Here is an 18249-nt window from a genome sequence, read left to right on the forward strand (position 1 = left end):
CGTCTGCCCCGCAGCATCGAGCACGAAGGTGTCGTACTTGGTGTAATAGGCATCCAGATAGGCGACCGAGCCGTTGAGGGTGATGCCCTCTACCGGGACGAGTGTCGCTTCCAGTTCGACGCCTTTGGTCTTGGCGCCGCCCGCGTTGCGGATCGATGCCGAGTTGCGACCGTCGAGATAGGTCAGGTTCTGCGTGACCTGCATGTTCTTATAATCGTTGTAGAACAGCGCGAGGTTCAGGCGCAGGTGCCGGTCGAACAGATCCGCCTTGGCGCCGACCTCATAGGTGTCGAGATGTTCCGGGTCGAACGGGCCGATGTCCTGCGCCACTGCGATGCGGCCGGTGAAGCCGCCCGACTTGAAGCCGCGCGCGTGATAGCCATAGAGCAGCACCGTCGGAGCCGCCTGCCAGTCGACGCCGATCTTGTAGCCGACATCGTCCCACGACTTGGCGCCGCTCGCCGATGTCAGCGAACCGGGGATCAGCGGATCGTTGAAGCTCGACAGGCCGCCGGGCGTCGTCGTGAAACTGTTTGCGGTGGTCGAGGTCGCGGTCGTCTTCTCATGGCTGACGCGGATGCCGCCCTGCAGACGGACCGTATCGTTCAGCTGCACATAAAGCTGCGCGAAGCCGGAGATCGACCAGTTCTTCTGCCGCTGGGTCTGCGGCTGGCCGAGGCCGCGCAGGAAGCCGTCGAGCTTGCCGCCCTGCAGGAGCCGGTATTTCTGGCTGAAGTAGAAGGCACCGGCGACCAGTTTGATGCGGTCGTTGATGTCGCTGTGCAGGCGCAGTTCCTGCGACAGCTGGTGCTGCTTGGTCTGGCGGCGGGTCTGCAGCAGGATGGCCGTCTGCGCGTCGTCGTCGCTGTAGAGGTCGTTGTCATATTCACGATAGCTGCTGATCGCGACGAGCTCGCCGATACCGGTTTCGATATTCTGCGTCAGCGTCACCGCATAGCTGTCGCGGTTGTTATAGTCCGGCTGGTCGAGGCTCTGACCACGGCGGAAATTGATGCCCTGGTCGGTCTCGCCCGGCGCGTAGAAAAGCTCGCCCGGCCCGGCGATGATGACGCCGGTCTGCGATCCGTTGCGACTGCGGTCATATTGGCCGATGAGCGTCGCATTATAGCCATCGCCCGTATATTTCAGATAGGGACGGACCGATGTCATGTCGCGCTTGCCGAGGCGGCGATTGTCGCCATAGGCGCGGAAGAAGCCGTCCGAGCCGGTGTGCAGCACGCTTACCTTGCCGGCGAGCGCGTCGCTGATCGGGAAGTTGATCGCCGCGTTCAGGTCGATCCGGTTGTAATTGCCGTAAACGATCTGCGCTTCGCCGCCGAACTCGCCGGTCGGCTGCTTGGTGATGACGTTGACGACGCCGCCGGTGGTGTTGGCGCCGAACAGCGTACCCTGCGGCCCGCGCAGCACCTCGACCCGCTCGACATCGAACAGCGACAGCAGCGCGGCGGTGTTCACGCCGACCGGCACGCCGTCGACGACCACCGACACGGTCGTGCCGACATAGGGATCGGCATCGTTCACGCCGACGCCGCGGATCGTGAACACGGCCGAGTCCGGCGAGTTGGAGAAGCTGTTGATCTGGACGTTGGGAATCGTGTTGGCGAGGCCCTGCACGTCGCGCACCTGCGCCCGCTCGAGCGCGATGCCGCTGACGGAAGTCACCGCGATCGGAACCCTCTGGATGTTCTCGGACCGCTTCTGCGCGGTCACGACGATGTCCTCGACACCGGACGTAACTGCTTCGTCCGCCGCCGCGGGCGACTGCGCCATCGCGATCGAAGACCAGCCCGCAAGAGCCGTTCCGACCAGCGCCGCGCGCGCAAAACTCTTGGATCCCCTCATGCTCGCTCTCCCACTTTGCGACCGCTTCCGGCGGCTCGGCTTCATCTATGGTGCATTTGCACCATTTCTGGGAAAGGCGTCAGCTGTGCAAAGAGCTAGTTCGGCAGGTCACCCTGACGCAGGACCGCGTCGATGCCGCCGACAAGAAAATCCTCGAGATGATCGTAGAGATTGCCGATCGCGGCGGGCGAGCGCGCGATGCGCGACCGCGCGAGCAGGGAGTCGACATTGGCGTAGACCGACAGCAGATTCGCCTCGATCAGATGATAGGCCGCCCGCGTCCGCTCGGGGCTGGCCTGAGGGTAGAGACGCGCCAGCTGACGAATGATGCGTTCGTTGAGCGGCTGAAAGGACAGACCGTGGCTGCGCACATAATCGGGCTGGTCGAAGCTCATCGTGCTGAGCGCCAGCATGCGCAGATAGCGGTGAAGGCCGGCATCCTCTGCCGAGAGCCAGGCGCGCGAAACCGACATCACGGCGCGGATGACGAGCCGGAGATCGGCTTGTCCGGCTTCCACATGGCTCTCCATGTCGTCCACTGCCGCGACATAGTCCGCCGTGACCTGGGACAGGCGCCGGTCGAGAACGCCGACGAAGACGTCTTCCTTGGTCGGGAAATAATGCTGGAGCTGGCCCATCTTGACGCCGGCCTCGTCCATGATCTGGCGCAGCGATACGCCCTCGAAACCGCGTTCGGAAAATTGCCGCTCGGCCGCGTCCAAGATCGCCGATCGCGTCCTGAGCCCCTTGGAGGTAAGTCGTTTGGGCAGTGAAGCCTGTACTTCGTCGATGGAGGTGCTGCTCATGCGGGGCATCGGCCTTGCGTAGCCATGGCCCGGACGCTCGGCAAGCGGCCCGGCGTGCACCGGGCCGCGCGCCGCAATATTGTCAGAGACTGTAGAAGTCGGGAAAGCGCTTGAGCACCTCGCCGATCTCGTTGTCCGACACGTTGAACTCGAAGCCTTCCTCGTCGCCCTTGCGGCGATAGCCATAGACGTTCGTCCAGGACCAGCCGGGCGTACCGTTCACCGGATAGACCTCCCAGGTCAGGTGGCAGAGGGCAGCGTCTTCGGACACCGGCACGATCTTGTAATCGATCAGGCGAATATCGGTGCCGACTCCCGACCGGCCGAAGCGAGCGACCTGATCGGTGCAGGCGGCGTCGGCCGTCGCGCGGTCATCGAAGCTGTGCACATGGCCCAGCGTGAAGGAGATATAGGGAAACAGATAATGGCCGGCGATGGCGCGTCCATCCTTGTCGAGCATCGCCTGCCCATAGCTGCGGCACAGCCCCTCGGGGCCCTTCAGCGCGGTGGTCGTCGTCATGTCTTTCCTCTCCCCTCGTGCGGACGTCAGCCTTTGAACACCTTGAAGATCCAGTCCCAATAGCCGGGCTCGGGACCGTCCTCGAAACCGAACTCGGCCCGGATATCGTCTATCTGCCGGTCGAGATGGTCCTCCCAGCGGACCATGAACAAGGGCTTCTTCTGCTTGGCACCCAGTGCATAGCCGCGCGCGAAGCCCTCGAGCAGCGACGGCAGCGCCTTCGGATAGTGAAGGCCCGCGCGGCTGAGCGAGGTCGACATCAGCACCGTGCCGTAGAGGTTCAACTCGTGCGCGAAGTCGGTCGAGAAATAATTGGCGTTGGCGACCGTGTTGGCGACGATCAGCGCGATCTCGCCGACCTGGCTCGGGCAGAGGCCCGTAACCATATGCTCGATGTCATGGTTCTGCGCGCGCCGCTTGAGCAGGAACTCATAATCGTTGCGCGGGGCATCCTTGAACAGGAAGTCGATCTGATAGCCGCTCTGGGCGATGAAGGCATGGATGCGCGCGCCCAGCGTGCCGGGCGCGCAATGCGCGGTCTGCTCGGCGGTGAAATCGGAGACGAAACGCTCGTCGAGCCAGGCCGCGAACTCGGGCAGCCGCGCCTTCTCGGCCGCGAGCAGTTCCATCGTCCGCACCGGATCGACCACCTCGCCCATCGCGCGCGACAGGGTCGGGATCAGATAGGCATCGGGCAGGTCGTGGCCGTCGCGCTTCAGCCCCATCTGCGCATAGACGTCGCGAAACAGCGGGCTGTTCAGATATTTGGAATTGCTGATCAGCACGCTCGACGTCACCGGTTCGGCGCCGCCCATCAGATAGGCGGCTTCGTCGGCCGCGAGATTGGTCTGCTCGTTCATCGGCTGTCCTCTCGGTTCATTCCGGTCATGAAGATGGGCTGTTCCACGTCCAGCACCGCCCAGCTTCGTCCAATCAGGTCGGCGGCGTTGCCGACCCCGGCGCGCGCCATCACCCGGCGCATGCCGTCCGCATCGATCTGCACCTTCGATCGCCCGCCATTGGCGAAGCGCAGGGTGATCACCAGTGCCGCCTCCCCGTCATGGGTCGGGGTCAGGCACAGCGCCTCGATCATCGCCCCGTCGCTCACGCCCCGGCAGGTGCCTGCGGCGGCTCGATGAACAATATGTCCGACGGCGTGATCACGCTGGCCGGACGGAAGACCAGGAACAGGTTCCAGCTCTTGAGCTGCTCGATCGCCGCCTCGACCGGTGTGTCCGGCATCACCCGCGCGGCGATGCTCGGCCAGTCGTCGCCGCTCTGCGGCTGGATGAAGCGACGGCGCGGGGGCAGCGAAACGCTCATGCACTTTGCCTTTCGGTGATCTGGCCGGCGCGCGCCGGGGCATAGCCGGCTTCGCGGCTATAGGCCTGCACGCCGTTGACGAAGACCCGGTCGATGCCGCTGGCGCGGCGGATGTAGCGGAAGCCCGGCGCGGGCAGGTCCTCGACCGCGATTTCGGGGCCGCGATCGATCGCTTCGGGATCGAACAGCACGATATCGGCGGCATAGCCCGGCCGCAGCAGCCCGCGACCGCGAAGGCCCCAGACCTGCGCAACGTCATGGGTCAGCTTGCGCACCGCTGTCTCGAGCGGCATCGCTCCCAGGCTGCGGACATAGTGGCCCAGCAGATAGCCGGTGTCGCCATAGGTCGCGAAATTGGTGACATGCGCGCCGCCATCGCCCGCGCCGATGCCGATCATCGGGTCCGCCAGCATCCCGGCAATCTTGGCGTCATCATTATGGCCGATCGCGTCCAGCCCGAAGGAGGTGGCGAGATCGTCGGCAAGCGCGATGTCGATGATCACCTCGGCGATATGGCAGCCGCGTTCTTCGGCGAGGTCGCCCACACGCCGGCCCATCAACGCCGGATCGGGGGTGCCCATCCTCTTCACATAGGCGTCGGCGAAATCGATCTGCAGGCCGATCGGCATGAAGAAGTCGTCCATCTCCGCCGCCAGCGCGCCGCGCCGTTCCGGATCGCGCAGCAGGGCGAGCTTTTCGTCATGCGGCAGCAGGGTCATCGCCCACCAGCCCGGCAGCGTCGCGAAGGTCGACATCGGCGCGCCCAGATCGAAGGACAGGTCGATCGGCCGGGTCTGCATCTGCGGCACCACGCGCGCGCCATGGGCGGTCTGCAGCCGGATACGATCAAGCGCTATGCCGACCAGCTCGGGAGAGGCGTTGCTGTCGAACAGCGGCGAGAAAGTGGTCGAGATGCCGTGCCTGCGCGACAGGTCGGCGAGCAGGTCGATCCGCGCGCAGAGCATGTCGGCGTCCCAGAACTCGGGCACCATCTGCAGGATGCCGCCCTTCTTGCCGAGCGTCGCGCATAGGGCGTCGAGTTCGGCCGGTTCGGCCATACGCGCAGGGACCGGCCGGTTCTCATGATCGATGTCGACCCAGGAGCCGCTCATCCCGACCGCACCCGCATCGAGACAATCGGAGAGCAGCGCCCGCATCTGCGTGATCTCGGAGTCGGTCGCAGCGCGCTCGCGTGCGTCCAGGCCCATGACCCACAGTCGCAACAGGCTGTGCCCGACCAGCGGCGCGACATTGACGCCGAGCTGCGGTTTGATCGCGGCGAGATAGTCGGCGAAACTTTCCCACGACCAGGTCAACCCGGCGTCGAAGGCATTCTTCGGCATCTCCTCGATCTTGCGGAAGGTCGCGCCGAGCAGTTCGCGATGTTCGGCCTTGAGCGGAGCGAGGCTCAGCGAGCAATTGCCCGGCATCACCGTGGTTACGCCATGTTCGAGCGAGGGTTGCGCCTGCCCGTCCCAGACCAGCTGCGCATCATAATGGGTGTGCGGGTCGATGAAGCCCGGGGCGATGACGCGGCCGTCCGCATCGACCGTCTCGCGCGCCTCGCCCTGAATTTCACCGATCGCCACGATGCGGCCGCCGCGCACCGCAACATCGCCCCTGAAGGCCGGCGCGCCGCTGCCGTCGCAGACCAGGCCATTGCGTATCACGAGATCGAGCATGGCATTCCCTCCTGTCCCGCTCGTGCTTTGCGCATCGATGGCGGCTCTCGATAAAAAAGGTACATACTGTCCCGAATAAAGCAAGCGAGTCGGTGGTGCGTGCTGGACTTGGCCGGCATGGGCGTGGCAGCGTGCCGCCATGGACATGACGAGCGAGAAGGTCGCGACCCGCAGCCGGGGGCGACCGCGCGATGCGGAGATCGACCGCCGGATCATCGACGCGGCACGAACGCTGCTGGCCGAGGGCGGCTATCATGCGCTCGCCTTCGACAGTATCTCGCAGATGACCGAGATCCCGCGCTCGATGATCTACCGGCGCTGGCCGACCAAGGCGCATCTGGCAAACGAGATTGCGACCGGCGGGGGCGAGTCCTTTCCCGACGTGATCGACCATGACGGTCTGGAGGCGCAGGTCGCGCTGCTCGCGGGACAGATCTTCGAGCGCTACCGCCGGCCCGACATCGGCGCCGCGGCGGTCGGCGTCATCGCCTCGACCCAGGGCGACCGGACGCTCCAGGCGGAGTTGCAGCATGACAGCGAACGCGGTGCACGGGCCCGGATGGCGTCGATCGTGGACAAGGGAAAGGCAGCAGGCCTGATCGCGGGCGACTGCGATCCCGACGCGCTGTTCGACATGATGGTGGGCACATTGCTCTACCGCGCGCTGTTCAGCCTGGAGACGCCGCCCGCCGACTATGTCGAGCGCGTCACGCGCCTCGTCGTCGACGGGGTCGCCACCCGCTCAGAGCAATAGGACGGCGACCGCCGGCTGTCCGGACGGTCGCCGCCATTGGCGTCAGGCCGGCTCGCCCGCCTGCACCGCCCGCGCCTCGCGCAAAACGGCTTCGGCCAGTTCGGGACGGCAGATGATCAGGTCGGGCAGGTAGACGTCTTCCTGATTGTAGCGCAGCGGCGATCCGTCGACCCGCGAGCAGAACAGGCCATGGGCCGCCGCGACTGCGACCGGTGCGCAGCTGTCCCACTCATATTGCCCGCCGGTGTGGAGGTAGATATCGGCCTCGCCGCGCACCACCGCCATCGCCTTGGCACCGGCCGAGCCCATCGCCACCAGTTCGGCGCCGAGCCGCTCGGCGACCTCGACCGCCTCGCGCGCGGGGCGCGTGCGGCTGACGAGCATCCGCAGCGGCTGGTTGGCAGGCGGCAGCGGCTGCGGGCGGTCGGTGCGCAGCACGAGCTCAAGCCCCGGCAGAGCAACCGCGCCGACCGTGGCGACGCCATCGATGGCCAGGCCGACATGCACCGCCCAGTCGGCCCGCTCCTCGCCATATTCGCGGGTACCGTCGACCGGGTCGACGATCCACACCCGCGACTGCGAGAGCCGATCGGCATTGTCCTTTTCCTCTTCCGACAGCAGCCCGTCGTCGGGACGCTGTGCCCTGAGGGCATGGCAGAGGAACTGGTTCGCGGTCTGGTCGCCCGCCTTGCCCAGCGCCTTGGCGGGGAACATGCCGCTGTCGCGCACTTCGAGCAGAAGCTTGCCCGCAACCTCGGCGAGGTGCGCCGCGAGTTCGGCGTCGGTCATCGTGCCGCTCATGGGATCAGCCTGCGGATGATTTCCTCGGCCGCTTCCTCGGCGGTCATCGATGTGGTGTCGATGCGGATCTCCGGATCCTCCGGCGCCTCATAGGGGCTGTCGATGCCAGTGAAGTTCTTCAGCTGGCCCGACCGCGCCTTGGCATAGAGGCCCTTCACGTCGCGTGATTCGGCATCGGACAGCGGCGTGTCGATATGCACTTCGATGAACTCGCCCGGCGCCATCATCGACCGCACCATGTCGCGCTCCGCCCGGAAGGGCGAGATGAAGGCGGTGATCACGATCAGCCCGGCGTCGGTCATCAGCTTGGCAACCTCGCCCACGCGGCGGATATTCTCCACGCGGTCGGCATCGGTGAAGCCCAGGTCCTTGTTCAGGCCGTGGCGCACATTGTCGCCGTCGAGCAGGAAGGTGTGGCGGTTCATCCGCGCCAGCTTCTTCTCGACGATGTTGGCGATGGTCGACTTGCCCGCACCCGACAGGCCGGTGAACCACAGCACCGCCGGCTTCTGATGCTTCATCGCGGCATGATGTTCGCGCGAGATGTCGGTCGCCTGCCAGTGGACATTCTGCGCGCGTCGAAGCGAGAAGTGCAGCATGCCCGCTGCGACCGTCGCGTTGGTGATCTTGTCGATCAGGATGAAGCCGCCGAGCGAGCGATTCTCGCTATAAGGCTCGAACACCAGGCTGCGGTCGGTCGACAGATTGGCGACGCCGATCGCGTTGAGCTCCAGCGTCTTCGCCGCCAGATGCTCCATCGTGTTCACGTTGACCTGATATTTCGGCGCCTGGATACTGGCCGATACGGTCTGCGCGCCGAGCTTGAGCCAATAAGGCCGGCCCGGCAGCATCTCCTCGTCCGACATCCACACGATCGTGGCCTCGAACTGGTCGGCGGCCTGCGGGGGATTGTCGGCGGCCGCGATGACGTCGCCGCGCGAACAGTCGATTTCGTCCGCAATGGTGATCGTGACGGACTGGCCGGCGATGCCTGCATCGAGGTCGCCGTCGAGCGTCACGACGCGCGCCACGGTCGAGGTCTTGCCCGAGGGGAGCACCCGGATCTTGTCGCCGGGCTTGACGGTGCCGGTCGCGATCAGGCCCGAGAAGCCGCGGAAGTCGAGGTTCGGGCGGTTGACCCATTGCACCGCCATGCGGAACGGCTTGTCCTGATCGGACACCTGGTCGACCTCGACGGTCTCCAGATGCTCCATCAGCGCGGGGCCGGTGTACCAAGGCGTGTTCGGCGACGGGCCGGTGATGTTGTCGCCCTTGAAGCCGGAGATCGGCATGGCGACGAACTCGCGGATGCCGATCGAGTCGGCGAAGGCGCGATAGTCGGCGACGATGTCGTCGAAAACCTTCTGGTCGTAGCCGACCAGATCCATCTTGTTCACCGCCAGCACAATGTGGCGGATGCCGATCAGATGGGCGAGATAGCTGTGCCGCCGCGTCTGCGTCAGCACGCCCTTGCGCGCGTCGATCAGGATGACGGCGAGGTCGGCGGTCGAAGCGCCGGTGACCATGTTACGCGTATATTGTTCGTGGCCGGGGGTGTCGGCGACGATGAATTTGCGCTTCTCGGTGCCGAAGAAGCGGTAGGCGACGTCGATCGTGATGCCCTGTTCCCGCTCGGCGGCAAGACCGTCGACAAGCAGCGCGAAGTCAATCTCCTGCCCCTGCGTGCCGACGCGCTTGCTGTCGGCCTCGAGCGCGGCGAGCTGATCCTCGAAGATCATCTTGCTGTCGTAGAGCAGGCGCCCGATCAGCGTCGACTTGCCGTCGTCGACCGAACCGCAGGTGATGAAGCGCAGCAGCGTCTTGTGCTGGTGGATCTTCAGATAGGCGTCGATGTCCTCGGCGATCAGGGATTCGACCTGATAGACGCTGTCCCCGGAGGTGGCGTTGAGCGTGCTCATCAGAAATAGCCCTCCTGCTTCTTCTTTTCCATGCCGGCGCCGCCGGCATCCTTGTCGATCACGCGCCCCTGGCGTTCGGACGTCGTCGTCAGCAGCGTTTCCTGGATCACTTCGGACAGCGTCTTGGCCTCACTCTCGACCGCACCCGTGAGCGGGAAGCAGCCGAGGGTCCGGAAGCGGATCGAGCGTTCGGTAATCTCGGGCTTCTTGCCCATCACCTTTTCGAGGCGCTCGACGTCGTCGGCCATGAACAGCTGCCCTTCCCATTCGAAGGTCGGGCGCTTCTCGGCGAAATAGAGCGGGACGATGGGGATGTCGTTCAGCTGGATATATTGCCAGATGTCGAGCTCGGTCCAGTTGGAGATCGGGAAGACGCGGATGCTCTCGCCCTTGTTCTTCCGCGCATTGTAGAGGTTCCACAGCTCGGGACGCTGGTTCTTGGGGTCCCAGCGATGGTTGGCCGAGCGGAAGCTGAAGACGCGCTCCTTGGCACGGCTCTTCTCCTCGTCGCGGCGCGCGCCGCCAAAGGCCGCATCGAAGCCATAGAGATCGAGCGCCTGCTTCAGCCCCTCGGTCTTCCACATGTCGGTGTGGAGCGGGCCATGGTCGAACGGGTTGATCCCGCGCTCTTCCGCCTCCGGGTTCTGATAGACGAGCAGCTCCATGCCGATCTCCTTCGCCATCCGGTCGCGCAGCTCGTACATCGCCTTGAACTTCCAGGTCGTGTCGACATGGAGCAGCGGGAAAGGCGGCGGCGACGGATAGAAGGCCTTGCGGGCGAGGTGCAGCATCACCGCCGAATCCTTGCCCACGGAATAGAGCATCACCGGCTTCTCGCACTCGGCGACGACTTCCCTGATGATGTGGATCGATTCGGCCTCGAGACGTTCGAGATGGGTCAGGGTTTTCGGATTGGAAGCCATGCGGCACCCTCCTCATTTGTGGTTCCCCGCCATCTTACAGGGATGACTCCGACTCGAAGCTCCCATATGGGAGATTGATGGCTCTTACGCGCACCGACGAAACCGAATTGCTGACCGCCCTGCACGAGGGGATGCACGAGACGCCGCGCTGGCAGACCTTCCTCGAACGCCTCCGCCGCCGCACCCGCGCCGACTATGTCTCGCTGATCTTCGCCCAGGGCCAGGCGCCGATGTACAAGGCGACCGAGGTCCATGCCGGGCGCAATATCCGCGCCGAGGCGCAGAAGCTGGAGGAGCTCGCCCGGCTCGATCCCATTCCCTACGGGCGGCTGCGCCCGGGACGGGTCTATTCGCCCGACGAACTGCTCGACCCGGCAGACCCGCGCTATGACCGCTTCCGGCACGAATATCTGTCGCAGATCGGCGTCAACCACAGCCGCTTCATGCGGGTGACCGAACCGGGCGGCGCCAGCGCCTGGGCGGTCCTCCTGCGCGAGCGCGACAATTTCGTCGCCGCCGATGCGGCGGTGCTCGCCGCGCTGGAGCCGCATCTCGCCATCGCGCTGCGCAACTTCGCGACGCTGGAGCGCGAACGGATGCGCGCCAATGTCGGCGAGGATGTTCTGAAACGCGCGGGGCTTGCCTGGGCCGTCCTCGGCACCGAGGGATCGGTCATCGCCAGTTCGCCCGAGGCCCGGCCGATATTGTCGCCCGGCGGCGCGCGCATCGTCGCGGGGACGGCGGAGGCCGAGCGCAAACTGGCGCGCCTGATCGAGACCTTCACCGCGCAGCCGCATGGCGAGCCGCAGGTGGTGCCACTGGAGGACGATGCCGAACGCGGCCTGGTCGCATTGCCGATGCCCGACCGCCCGCTGACCGCGCTGACCATGCCCGCTTATGTTGCAGTCGTCCGCCTGCCGCGCGAACGCGACGACCGCCACGCCGCGCTGCTGTCGGCGTTGCACGGCCTGACCGACAGCGAAGCACGCCTCGCCATCGCCCTGTCGCGCGGGGAATCCATCGCCGATGCGGCGCTCTTGCTCGGCCTCACGCTGGAAACCGCGCGCAACTATTCGAAGCGGGCCTATGCCAAGACCGGGACGACCGGCCAGGCCGATCTCGTCCGCCTCGTTCTCGAAAGCGTCGCGCTGCTCGCCTGACCGATGGTCAGGCCGGCTCGGCGACCCGCTGCGACGCCTTGGCCGATGCCGCTGCCGACGTCCCCGCCTTGCGTCCGAAGAAGGTGCAGTCGGCCAGACTCATGCCTGAGCTGTAGCCATGCCCCCAACGCGGCAGACCGGAGGTCGCGCGTCCCGCCGCGAACAGGCCGGGTACCGGCTCGCCACCGCGATCGAGCACTTCGCCGGTCGGCAGGGTGGAAAGCCCGCCGAGCGTGAAGAAGGAGAAATAGCTGGTCGCAAAGTTGAGTTCGAGCGCCGCGAAAGGCGGCTCGTCGAGCACCTTCAGCCACTTGGCCGACTTGTGCCAGACGGGGTCATGCCCCTCCGCCGCATAGCGGTTGAAGGTACGCACCGTGGCGCTCAGCGTGTCGGCCGGCAGCCCCAGTTCGGCCTCGACCTCTTCCCAGGTCTCCCCGACCGCCGCGATGTCGATCCGGGCCAGTTCGATCGGACGCGCGAAGATCGCATTGTCGACCAGCAGCCAGACGCGGTCGCCGGGCTGGTCGATCATCGTGCGGCTGACGCGGCCATGATAGCAATCCTCGTTCATGAACCGCTGGCCGTTGCGGTTGACGAAGATGCCTTTCACGAGGCTTTCGGGCATGATCCAAGGACAGGTGGTGAAGAACTCGTCCATGTGGATCGCGTCGCCGCCGGCGCCCATGCCCATCAATATGCCCGAGCCATTGTCATTCTCGCCAATCGGGTTGGCGAGCTTGATCGCCTCGGGCGCATAGCGGCGGAGCATGTCCTGGTTCATGCAGAAGCCGCCCGTGCAGATCACGGTGGCGCTCGCGCGGACATAATGGTCCTTGTTGTCGATCCGCACGACCAGCCCGACGATCGCGGGGCCATCGGCGATCAGCGACACGACCCGCGCGTCGACGCGCACTTCGACCCCGGCCTCGCGCACGTTGCGTTCCAGTATGTCGACGAGCTTGCGCCCCCCGCCCCAGCCCTCGAACTGGATGACATGGCCGCGTGGTGCGGGCTGCGCCTGCTCGGAGAAGGGCCATGCCTCCTCGCTGCCCGACCAGATCAGCGTGTCGTCGGTCGCCGGCTCGATGATCTTGCCGGGAACGAAGGTGCCCTTGTACGGCACGCCCTGCGCCTTCAGCCAGTCATAGTGCGACAGGCTTTCGGACGCGTAGAGATCGCATTTCGCGTGGTCCGCATCGGGCCCGCCCGCCATTTTGAGATAGGCTGCGAGCGCCTCCGGGCTGTCCTCGAAACCGGCAGCCTGCTGCACGTCCGAGCCGCCACCGATGTAGATTTCCCCGCCCGACAGCGCCGAAGCGCCGCCGCTGCCCGATCCCATCTCGAACAGCGTGACCGACGCACCGCCGCGCGCGGCTTCGAGCGCCGCGCAGGCGCCCGACGCGCCGAAGCCGATGACGGCGACGTCGGTTTCGATGTCCCAGCGGGCGACCTCGCCCACGCCAAGCGGCCGATGGAGCGAGGGGCTGGTCATTGCGCGGTCTCTCTTTCCTTGAGCATGTCGAGCGCGACGTCGACGATCATGTCTTCCTGGCCGCCGACCATCCGCCTGCGGCCGAGTTCGACGAGGATCGTGCGCGTGTCGAGGCCATAGGTCTCTGCCGCCTTCTCCGCATGGCGCAGGAAGGAGGAATAGACCCCGGCGTAGCCGAGCGCGAGCGTCTCGCGATCGACCCGCACCGGACGGTCCTGCAGCGGACGGACCAGATCCTCCGCCGCGTCCATCAGCGCCATGACGTCGCAGCCATGGTTCCAGCCCTTGCGGTCGACCGCGGCGACGAAGACTTCGAGCGGCGCATTGCCCGCGCCCGCGCCCATGCCGGCCAGGCTGGCGTCGATGCGGACCGCGCCTTCCTGTGCGGCGACGATCGAATTGGCGACGCCCAGCGAGAGATTATGATGCGCGTGCATGCCGCGCTCCGTCTCGGGCTTGAGCACCCGGTCATAGGCCTGGAAGCGCGCGCGGATGCCGTCCATGTCGAGCGCGCCGCCGCTGTCGGTGACATAGACGCATTGTGCGCCATAGCTCTCCATCAGCAGCGCCTGCTGCGCCAGCGCCTCCGGCTCGATCATGTGGCTCATCATGAGGAAGCCCGACACGTCCATGCCGAGGTCGCGGGCGATGCCGATATGCTGCTTCGACACGTCGGCTTCGGTGCAGTGCGTCGCCACGCGGACGGAGCGCACGCCCAGATCATAGGCGCGCCTCAGTTCCTCGACCGTGCCGACCCCCGGAAGGATCAGCGTGGTGAGCACCGACTTCTCCAGAACGTCGGCAACGGCCTCTAGCCATTCCCAGTCGGTGTGCGCGCCGAAGCCGTAGTTGAAGCTGGCGCCCGACAGACCGTCGCCATGGGCGACCTCGATCGCGTCGACGCCGGCCGCGTCGAGCGCCTTGGCGATCGCGCGGACATGGTCGATCCCGTACATATGCCGGATCGCGTGCATGCCATCGCGCAGCGTCACGTCCTGGATGTAGAGCTTGTTGCCCGCCTCTACGTCGAATCCCGCCATCTCGCGTCTCCTCTCAGGCGGCCATCGCGGCCAGGCGGCGCTTCGCGAGAAGCTCGCCCGTCGCCTTCGCGGCAGCGGTCATGATGTCCAGATTGCCCGAATAGCTGGGCAGATAGTCGCCGGCGCCCTCGACCTCGAGGAAGATCGATGTCTTGATGCCGGTGAACTCGCCGCGTCCGGGGATGCGGAGCTTGTTGTTGTCGCCAAAGCGCTCGAACTGCACCTGCTGCTTGAGGCGATAGCCGGGCACATATTTCTGCACCTCGGCCACCATCTTTTCGACCGAGGCGCGGATCGTCTCTTCATCCGCGCCTTCGGACAGGGTGAAGACCGTGTCGCGCATGATCATCGGTGGTTCGGCCGGGTTGAGGATGATGATCGCCTTGCCCTGCGTGGCGCCGCCGACCGCCTCGATCGCGCGCGCCGTGGTCCGCGTGAACTCGTCGATATTGGCGCGGGTGCCGGGGCCAGCCGAGCGCGACGAGACCGACGCGACGATCTCGGCATAATGGACCTTCGCGACCTGACTGACGGCAGCGACCATCGGGATCGTCGCCTGGCCGCCGCAGGTGACCATGTTGACGTTGGGCTGGTCGAGATGCGCTTCCATATTGACCGGCGGCACGGTGAACGGGCCGATCGCGGCCGGGGTCAGGTCGACGACCTGCTTGCCGTCGGCGCGCAGCGCCTCATCATGAACCTTGTGGGCATAAGCCGAGGTCGCGTCGAAAACGATGCCGATCTCTGGGTAACAAGGCAGCTTACGCAGACCGTCGAGGCCTTCATGCGTGGTCGCGATGCCATGCTCGCGCGCCATGGCGAGCCCCTCGGATGCCGCGTCGATGCCGACGACCGCTGCCAGCTCCATATTCTGCGGATATTTGATCATCTTCATCATCAGGTCGGTGCCGATATTTCCCGAGCCGATGATTGCCGCCTTGAGACGTGCCATAACTTGTTCCTTAGACGAAGCGGGCGGCGCAGCGCCCGATGCCGTGCAATTCCATCTCAAAGACGTCGCCGGCCTTGGCGGGCGCCAGCGGCACGAGAGATCCCGACAGGATCACATCGCCCGCATCGAGGGTGACGCCGTGCGCGCCGAGCGTGTTGGCGAGCCACGCCACCGCTTCGGCGGGAGAGCCCTGCACCGCCGAGCCATAGCCCTCGGACAGCGGTTCGCCATTCTTGGTGACGGTGACGTGCAGCGCGGGGAGGTCGTGCGCGCGGGGATCGGCGCGGGCCTCGCCCAGCACGAACACGCCGCAGGACGCATTGTCGGCGACCGTGTCGACGATCCCGATCTTCCATTCGGCGATGCGGCTGTCGACGATCTCGAAACAAGGCGCGATGCTCTCGGTCGCCGCAATCACCTGTTCGGCGGTCACCCCTGGCCCTTTTAGCGGCTCCCGCAGGATGAAGGCAATTTCCGCCTCCGCGCGCGGCTGGATCAGGCCGGTCGCGGCGATGTCGATCGTTTCGCCGTCGATCCACATCCGGTCGGTGAGGAATCCGAAATCGGGCTGGTGGACGCCCAGCATGTCCTGCACGGGCTTCGAGGTGACGCCGATCTTCTTGCCGACAACGCGCTCGCCGTCGGCCTGGCGGCGTTCGAGGATGCCGAGCGAGATCGCATAGGCATCGTCTATCGTCAGGCTCGGATCCTGCCCGCTGATCGGTGCGAGCGTGGTGCCGTCCCGCAGCGCGCGGTAGAGCCTTTCGGCCCAGTCTGCGGTGTCAGCCATGGAGGAAAGCCAGCGTGTAGCGATTGAACTCTGCGGCGCGCTCGACCTGAACCCAGTGGCCCACACCATTGAAGGTCATGAAGCGGGCGTTCGGACAGGCTTCGAGGAAGCGCTGCGCGCCCGAGGCCGGACAGAAATCGTCCTGCAGACCCCAAAAGCCGAGGATCGGCATTGTCAGTTCGCCCAGACGCGGCGCCAGATTGGGCGTGCGCATGCGGGCGAGGACATCCTTCGACTGCGTCTTCGCCACCGCATAGCGTTCGGCGACGAGCTGGTCGCTGACGACCGAGGCGTCATAGACCAGATTTGTGATCAGCGCCCGCTGATCTTCCAGCGAAAACTCGGGGCTGCCGAAGCTCGACTTCATCTTGGCGATACCGGGCATGGCGAAATAGACGGGCAGTTCCTCGATGCAACCCGGCGCCATCATCACCAGCTTCTCGACGAAGCCGGGATGATCGAACGCCAGTTGCATCGCGATGCCGCCACCGAGCGAATTGCCGACGCACACCGCCGAGGTCACCCCCGCCTGCGTCAGCGCGTCGTGCACCGTGTCGGTGAACAGCTGCAGCGTATAGTCGATGCCTTCGGGCTTCGACGACGCGCCATAGCCGATCAGGTCCGGCAGCAGCACGCGATAGCCGGCGGCCACGAATTCCGACGCATTCAGGCGAAAGTTGGAAGCACCGGAGGCCCCCGGCCCGCTGCCGTGCAGGAACACGACAGCGGGGCCGGAACCGGCCTCCGCCATGCTGATCTCATAGTCTCCGCCGACCTTATAGGCCGTACGGACGAACTCGACTGTCATTGAAACCCCTCCAGTCGATTGGAAAAATTAGAGGAACAGGAAGGACGGCGCCTGCCCGTTCAGCGTGCCCACGAGGTCCGCCGCCATATTATTGGGGTCGTTGGCCACGTGCGCCCGCGCCGCATTGATGTCGAGCCAGGGCTGGATGATCGGGCTGGACATGTAGATTGCCCGGCCGCCCAGCAGCGGCATGAGTTCGTCCACCAGATCGGCGCAGCGCCGGACGACCGTCGAAGACTGATAGCGGTAGAGGGCGCGCTCGGACATTTCGAGCGGCTCGCCGCGATCCGCCTTGGCCATCATCTTGTCGAAGCTTGCTTCCAGCGTCGCTTCCATTTCCAGCAATTGGGCGTGCGCCTTGGCGATGGCCGCCATCAGGATGGGATCGGTCTTCGACGCCTTGCCGGTGTTGGTGGACACGCGGTCATTGGCGATCTTGATCGCCGCGTCGATCGCCGCCCGCGTGCCGCCCAGCGCGGCCGAGGACACCGAACGCACGAAGATCTGCGCCCAAGGCAGGCTGAACAGCGGCGCGCTATTCTCCTTCTGACCGGGATTGGTGCAGAGGAAGCCGTCCGCCGCGCGGTGGGTGCGATAGTCGGGAATGAAGACCCGCTCGATCACCACGTCATGGCTGCCCGTGCCCTGAAGACCGAACGTATCCCAGGTCTCCTCGATCCGGTAATCCTTGCGGGGGACCAGGAAGGTACGCATGTCGGGGGCGTCGCCCTCGTTCTTGGGCGGGACCAGCGAGCCGAGCAGCACCCAGTCGCAATGCTGCGATCCGGACGAGAAGCCCCAGCGACCCGAAAGATAGAAGCCGCCTTCGGCATGCTCGACCTTGCCGACCGGCTGATAGGAGGACGAGACCAGCACGCTCGTGTCCTCACCCCAGACCTCGGCCTGCGCCTTGTCGGAAAACAGCGCAAGCTCATAAGGATGGCAACCGACCACGCCATAGACCCAGCCAGTCGACATGCAGCCCTGCGCGATCTCCTTCAACACCGAGAAGAAGACGTTGGGATGCATCTCATAGCCGCCCCAGCGCTTGGGCTGCAGGATGCGAAAGAAGCCCGCCGCCTTCATCTCGGCGATGGTTTCGTCGGGAATCTTGTGGGCTGCCGTCGCCTGCTTGGCGCGCGAACGCAGCACGGGAATCATTGCACGCGCCCGCTCGACCAGATCTTCCGCGCTCGGGATCGCGACATCCTCACTCTTAAGCATCGTCGCCATGTTCGTTTCCTGACCAGCCTCTCCGGATCCGATCGTTCATCAGATTCGTAATCCTAGCTATCGTTTTCTACGCAAAGCGTCAACTATTGGAGCCAAGTTCTGCGATTGCCGATCTAGCAAAGCATGCGATCACGTGTTACGCATATGGCAGAAGGAGCGGGTTGACACCCGCCATATACGTAG

The 18249-nt window shown here is 65.4% G+C and carries 18 protein-coding genes; 2 read left to right on the top strand and 16 right to left on the bottom strand.

The genetic code is table 11. From position 1 onward, the window contains the following. The 7 genes from KAY22_RS13380 to KAY22_RS13410 all read right to left on the bottom strand — a co-directional run. Positions 1 to 1863, bottom strand: a 1863-nt coding sequence (locus KAY22_RS13380; RefSeq protein WP_296623952.1) for a TonB-dependent receptor, incomplete at its 3' end; no start/stop codon positions are given. Positions 1864 to 1958: 95 nt separating this feature from the next. Next, complete coding sequence (locus tag KAY22_RS13385; RefSeq protein WP_296623953.1) at positions 1959 to 2669, bottom strand: TetR/AcrR family transcriptional regulator; 711 nt, start codon at positions 2667 to 2669, stop codon at positions 1959 to 1961. A gap of 82 nt (positions 2670 to 2751) precedes the next feature. Then, a complete protein-coding gene (locus tag KAY22_RS13390) occupies positions 2752 to 3189 on the bottom strand; it encodes a hypothetical protein (protein WP_296623954.1) in 438 nt (145 codons plus the stop codon). A 26-nt stretch (positions 3190 to 3215) separates the two neighbouring features. Continuing rightward, positions 3216 to 4049 carry a Coq4 family protein gene (locus tag KAY22_RS13395; RefSeq protein WP_296623955.1) on the bottom strand — a complete coding sequence of 278 codons (834 nt, stop codon included), beginning with the start codon at positions 4047 to 4049 and terminating at the stop codon, positions 3216 to 3218. Next, positions 4046 to 4282, bottom strand: a complete 237-nt coding sequence (locus tag KAY22_RS13400) for a hypothetical protein (protein ID WP_296623956.1) — start codon at positions 4280 to 4282, stop codon at positions 4046 to 4048. The genes KAY22_RS13395 and KAY22_RS13400 overlap by 4 nt, the downstream gene beginning before the upstream one ends. A gap of 11 nt (positions 4283 to 4293) precedes the next feature. Beyond that, positions 4294 to 4512 (bottom strand): hypothetical protein, encoded by a 219-nt coding sequence (locus KAY22_RS13405; RefSeq protein ID WP_296623957.1) that lies wholly within the window; start codon positions 4510 to 4512, stop codon positions 4294 to 4296. Then, positions 4509 to 6194, bottom strand: a complete 1686-nt coding sequence (locus KAY22_RS13410) for an amidohydrolase family protein (RefSeq protein ID WP_296623958.1) — start codon at positions 6192 to 6194, stop codon at positions 4509 to 4511. The genes KAY22_RS13405 and KAY22_RS13410 overlap by 4 nt, the downstream gene beginning before the upstream one ends. Positions 6195 to 6333: 139 nt before the next feature. On the opposite strand from KAY22_RS13410, the gene KAY22_RS13415 reads away from it, so the two are divergent. Then, on the top strand, positions 6334 to 6948 hold the full coding sequence (locus KAY22_RS13415; RefSeq protein WP_296623959.1) for a TetR/AcrR family transcriptional regulator: 615 nt from the start codon (positions 6334 to 6336) through the stop codon (positions 6946 to 6948). 42 nt (positions 6949 to 6990) lie between these two features. Here the strand turns inward: KAY22_RS13415 and KAY22_RS13420 are convergent, their stop codons facing one another. Genes KAY22_RS13420 through cysD form a run of 3 tightly spaced genes read right to left on the bottom strand, consistent with a single transcriptional unit; the run spans position 6991 to position 10591 of the window. Next, on the bottom strand, positions 6991 to 7749 hold the full coding sequence (locus KAY22_RS13420; protein WP_296623960.1) for a 3'(2'),5'-bisphosphate nucleotidase CysQ: 759 nt from the start codon (positions 7747 to 7749) through the stop codon (positions 6991 to 6993). Further along, positions 7746 to 9668, bottom strand: a complete 1923-nt coding sequence (gene cysN / locus KAY22_RS13425; RefSeq protein WP_296623961.1) for a sulfate adenylyltransferase subunit CysN — start codon at positions 9666 to 9668, stop codon at positions 7746 to 7748. The genes KAY22_RS13420 and cysN overlap by 4 nt, the downstream gene beginning before the upstream one ends. Then, positions 9668 to 10591, bottom strand: coding sequence for a sulfate adenylyltransferase subunit CysD (cysD, locus tag KAY22_RS13430; RefSeq protein WP_296623962.1), 924 nt, complete (start codon positions 10589 to 10591; stop codon positions 9668 to 9670). Before cysD ends, cysN begins: the two co-directional genes overlap by 1 nt. Before the next feature lie 77 nt (positions 10592 to 10668). On the opposite strand from cysD, the gene KAY22_RS13435 reads away from it, so the two are divergent. Further along, positions 10669 to 11751: a LuxR family transcriptional regulator gene (locus KAY22_RS13435; protein WP_296623963.1), complete on the top strand. Its 1083-nt coding sequence runs from the start codon at positions 10669 to 10671 to the stop codon at positions 11749 to 11751. Positions 11752 to 11758: 7 nt separating this feature from the next. On the opposite strand, the gene KAY22_RS13440 is transcribed toward KAY22_RS13435, so the two are convergent. Genes KAY22_RS13440 through KAY22_RS13465 form a run of 6 tightly spaced genes read right to left on the bottom strand, consistent with a single transcriptional unit; the run spans position 11759 to position 18066 of the window. Further along, on the bottom strand, positions 11759 to 13243 hold the full coding sequence (locus KAY22_RS13440) for an FAD-dependent oxidoreductase (protein ID WP_296623964.1): 1485 nt from the start codon (positions 13241 to 13243) through the stop codon (positions 11759 to 11761). Beyond that, positions 13240 to 14283, bottom strand: coding sequence for a 4-hydroxy-2-oxovalerate aldolase (dmpG, locus tag KAY22_RS13445; RefSeq protein WP_296623965.1), 1044 nt, complete (start codon positions 14281 to 14283; stop codon positions 13240 to 13242). The genes KAY22_RS13440 and dmpG overlap by 4 nt, the downstream gene beginning before the upstream one ends. A 13-nt stretch (positions 14284 to 14296) precedes the next feature. After that, the gene (locus KAY22_RS13450; protein ID WP_296623966.1) at positions 14297 to 15235 is read right to left on the bottom strand and encodes an acetaldehyde dehydrogenase (acetylating); all 939 of its coding nucleotides are present in this window, start codon (positions 15233 to 15235) and stop codon (positions 14297 to 14299) included. A 10-nt stretch (positions 15236 to 15245) separates the two neighbouring features. Then, positions 15246 to 16025, bottom strand: coding sequence for a fumarylacetoacetate hydrolase family protein (locus KAY22_RS13455; protein WP_296623967.1), 780 nt, complete (start codon positions 16023 to 16025; stop codon positions 15246 to 15248). Beyond that, complete coding sequence (locus tag KAY22_RS13460; RefSeq protein ID WP_296623968.1) at positions 16018 to 16833, bottom strand: alpha/beta hydrolase; 816 nt, start codon at positions 16831 to 16833, stop codon at positions 16018 to 16020. Before KAY22_RS13460 ends, KAY22_RS13455 begins: the two co-directional genes overlap by 8 nt. 27 nt (positions 16834 to 16860) lie before the next feature. After that, positions 16861 to 18066, bottom strand: coding sequence for an acyl-CoA dehydrogenase family protein (locus KAY22_RS13465; protein ID WP_296623969.1), 1206 nt, complete (start codon positions 18064 to 18066; stop codon positions 16861 to 16863). Positions 18067 to 18249 lie beyond the last annotated feature (183 nt).

Origin of the sequence: Rhizorhabdus sp., assembly GCF_018006725.1 — a bacterium.
Taxonomy (GTDB): Bacteria; Pseudomonadota; Alphaproteobacteria; order Sphingomonadales; family Sphingomonadaceae; genus Rhizorhabdus.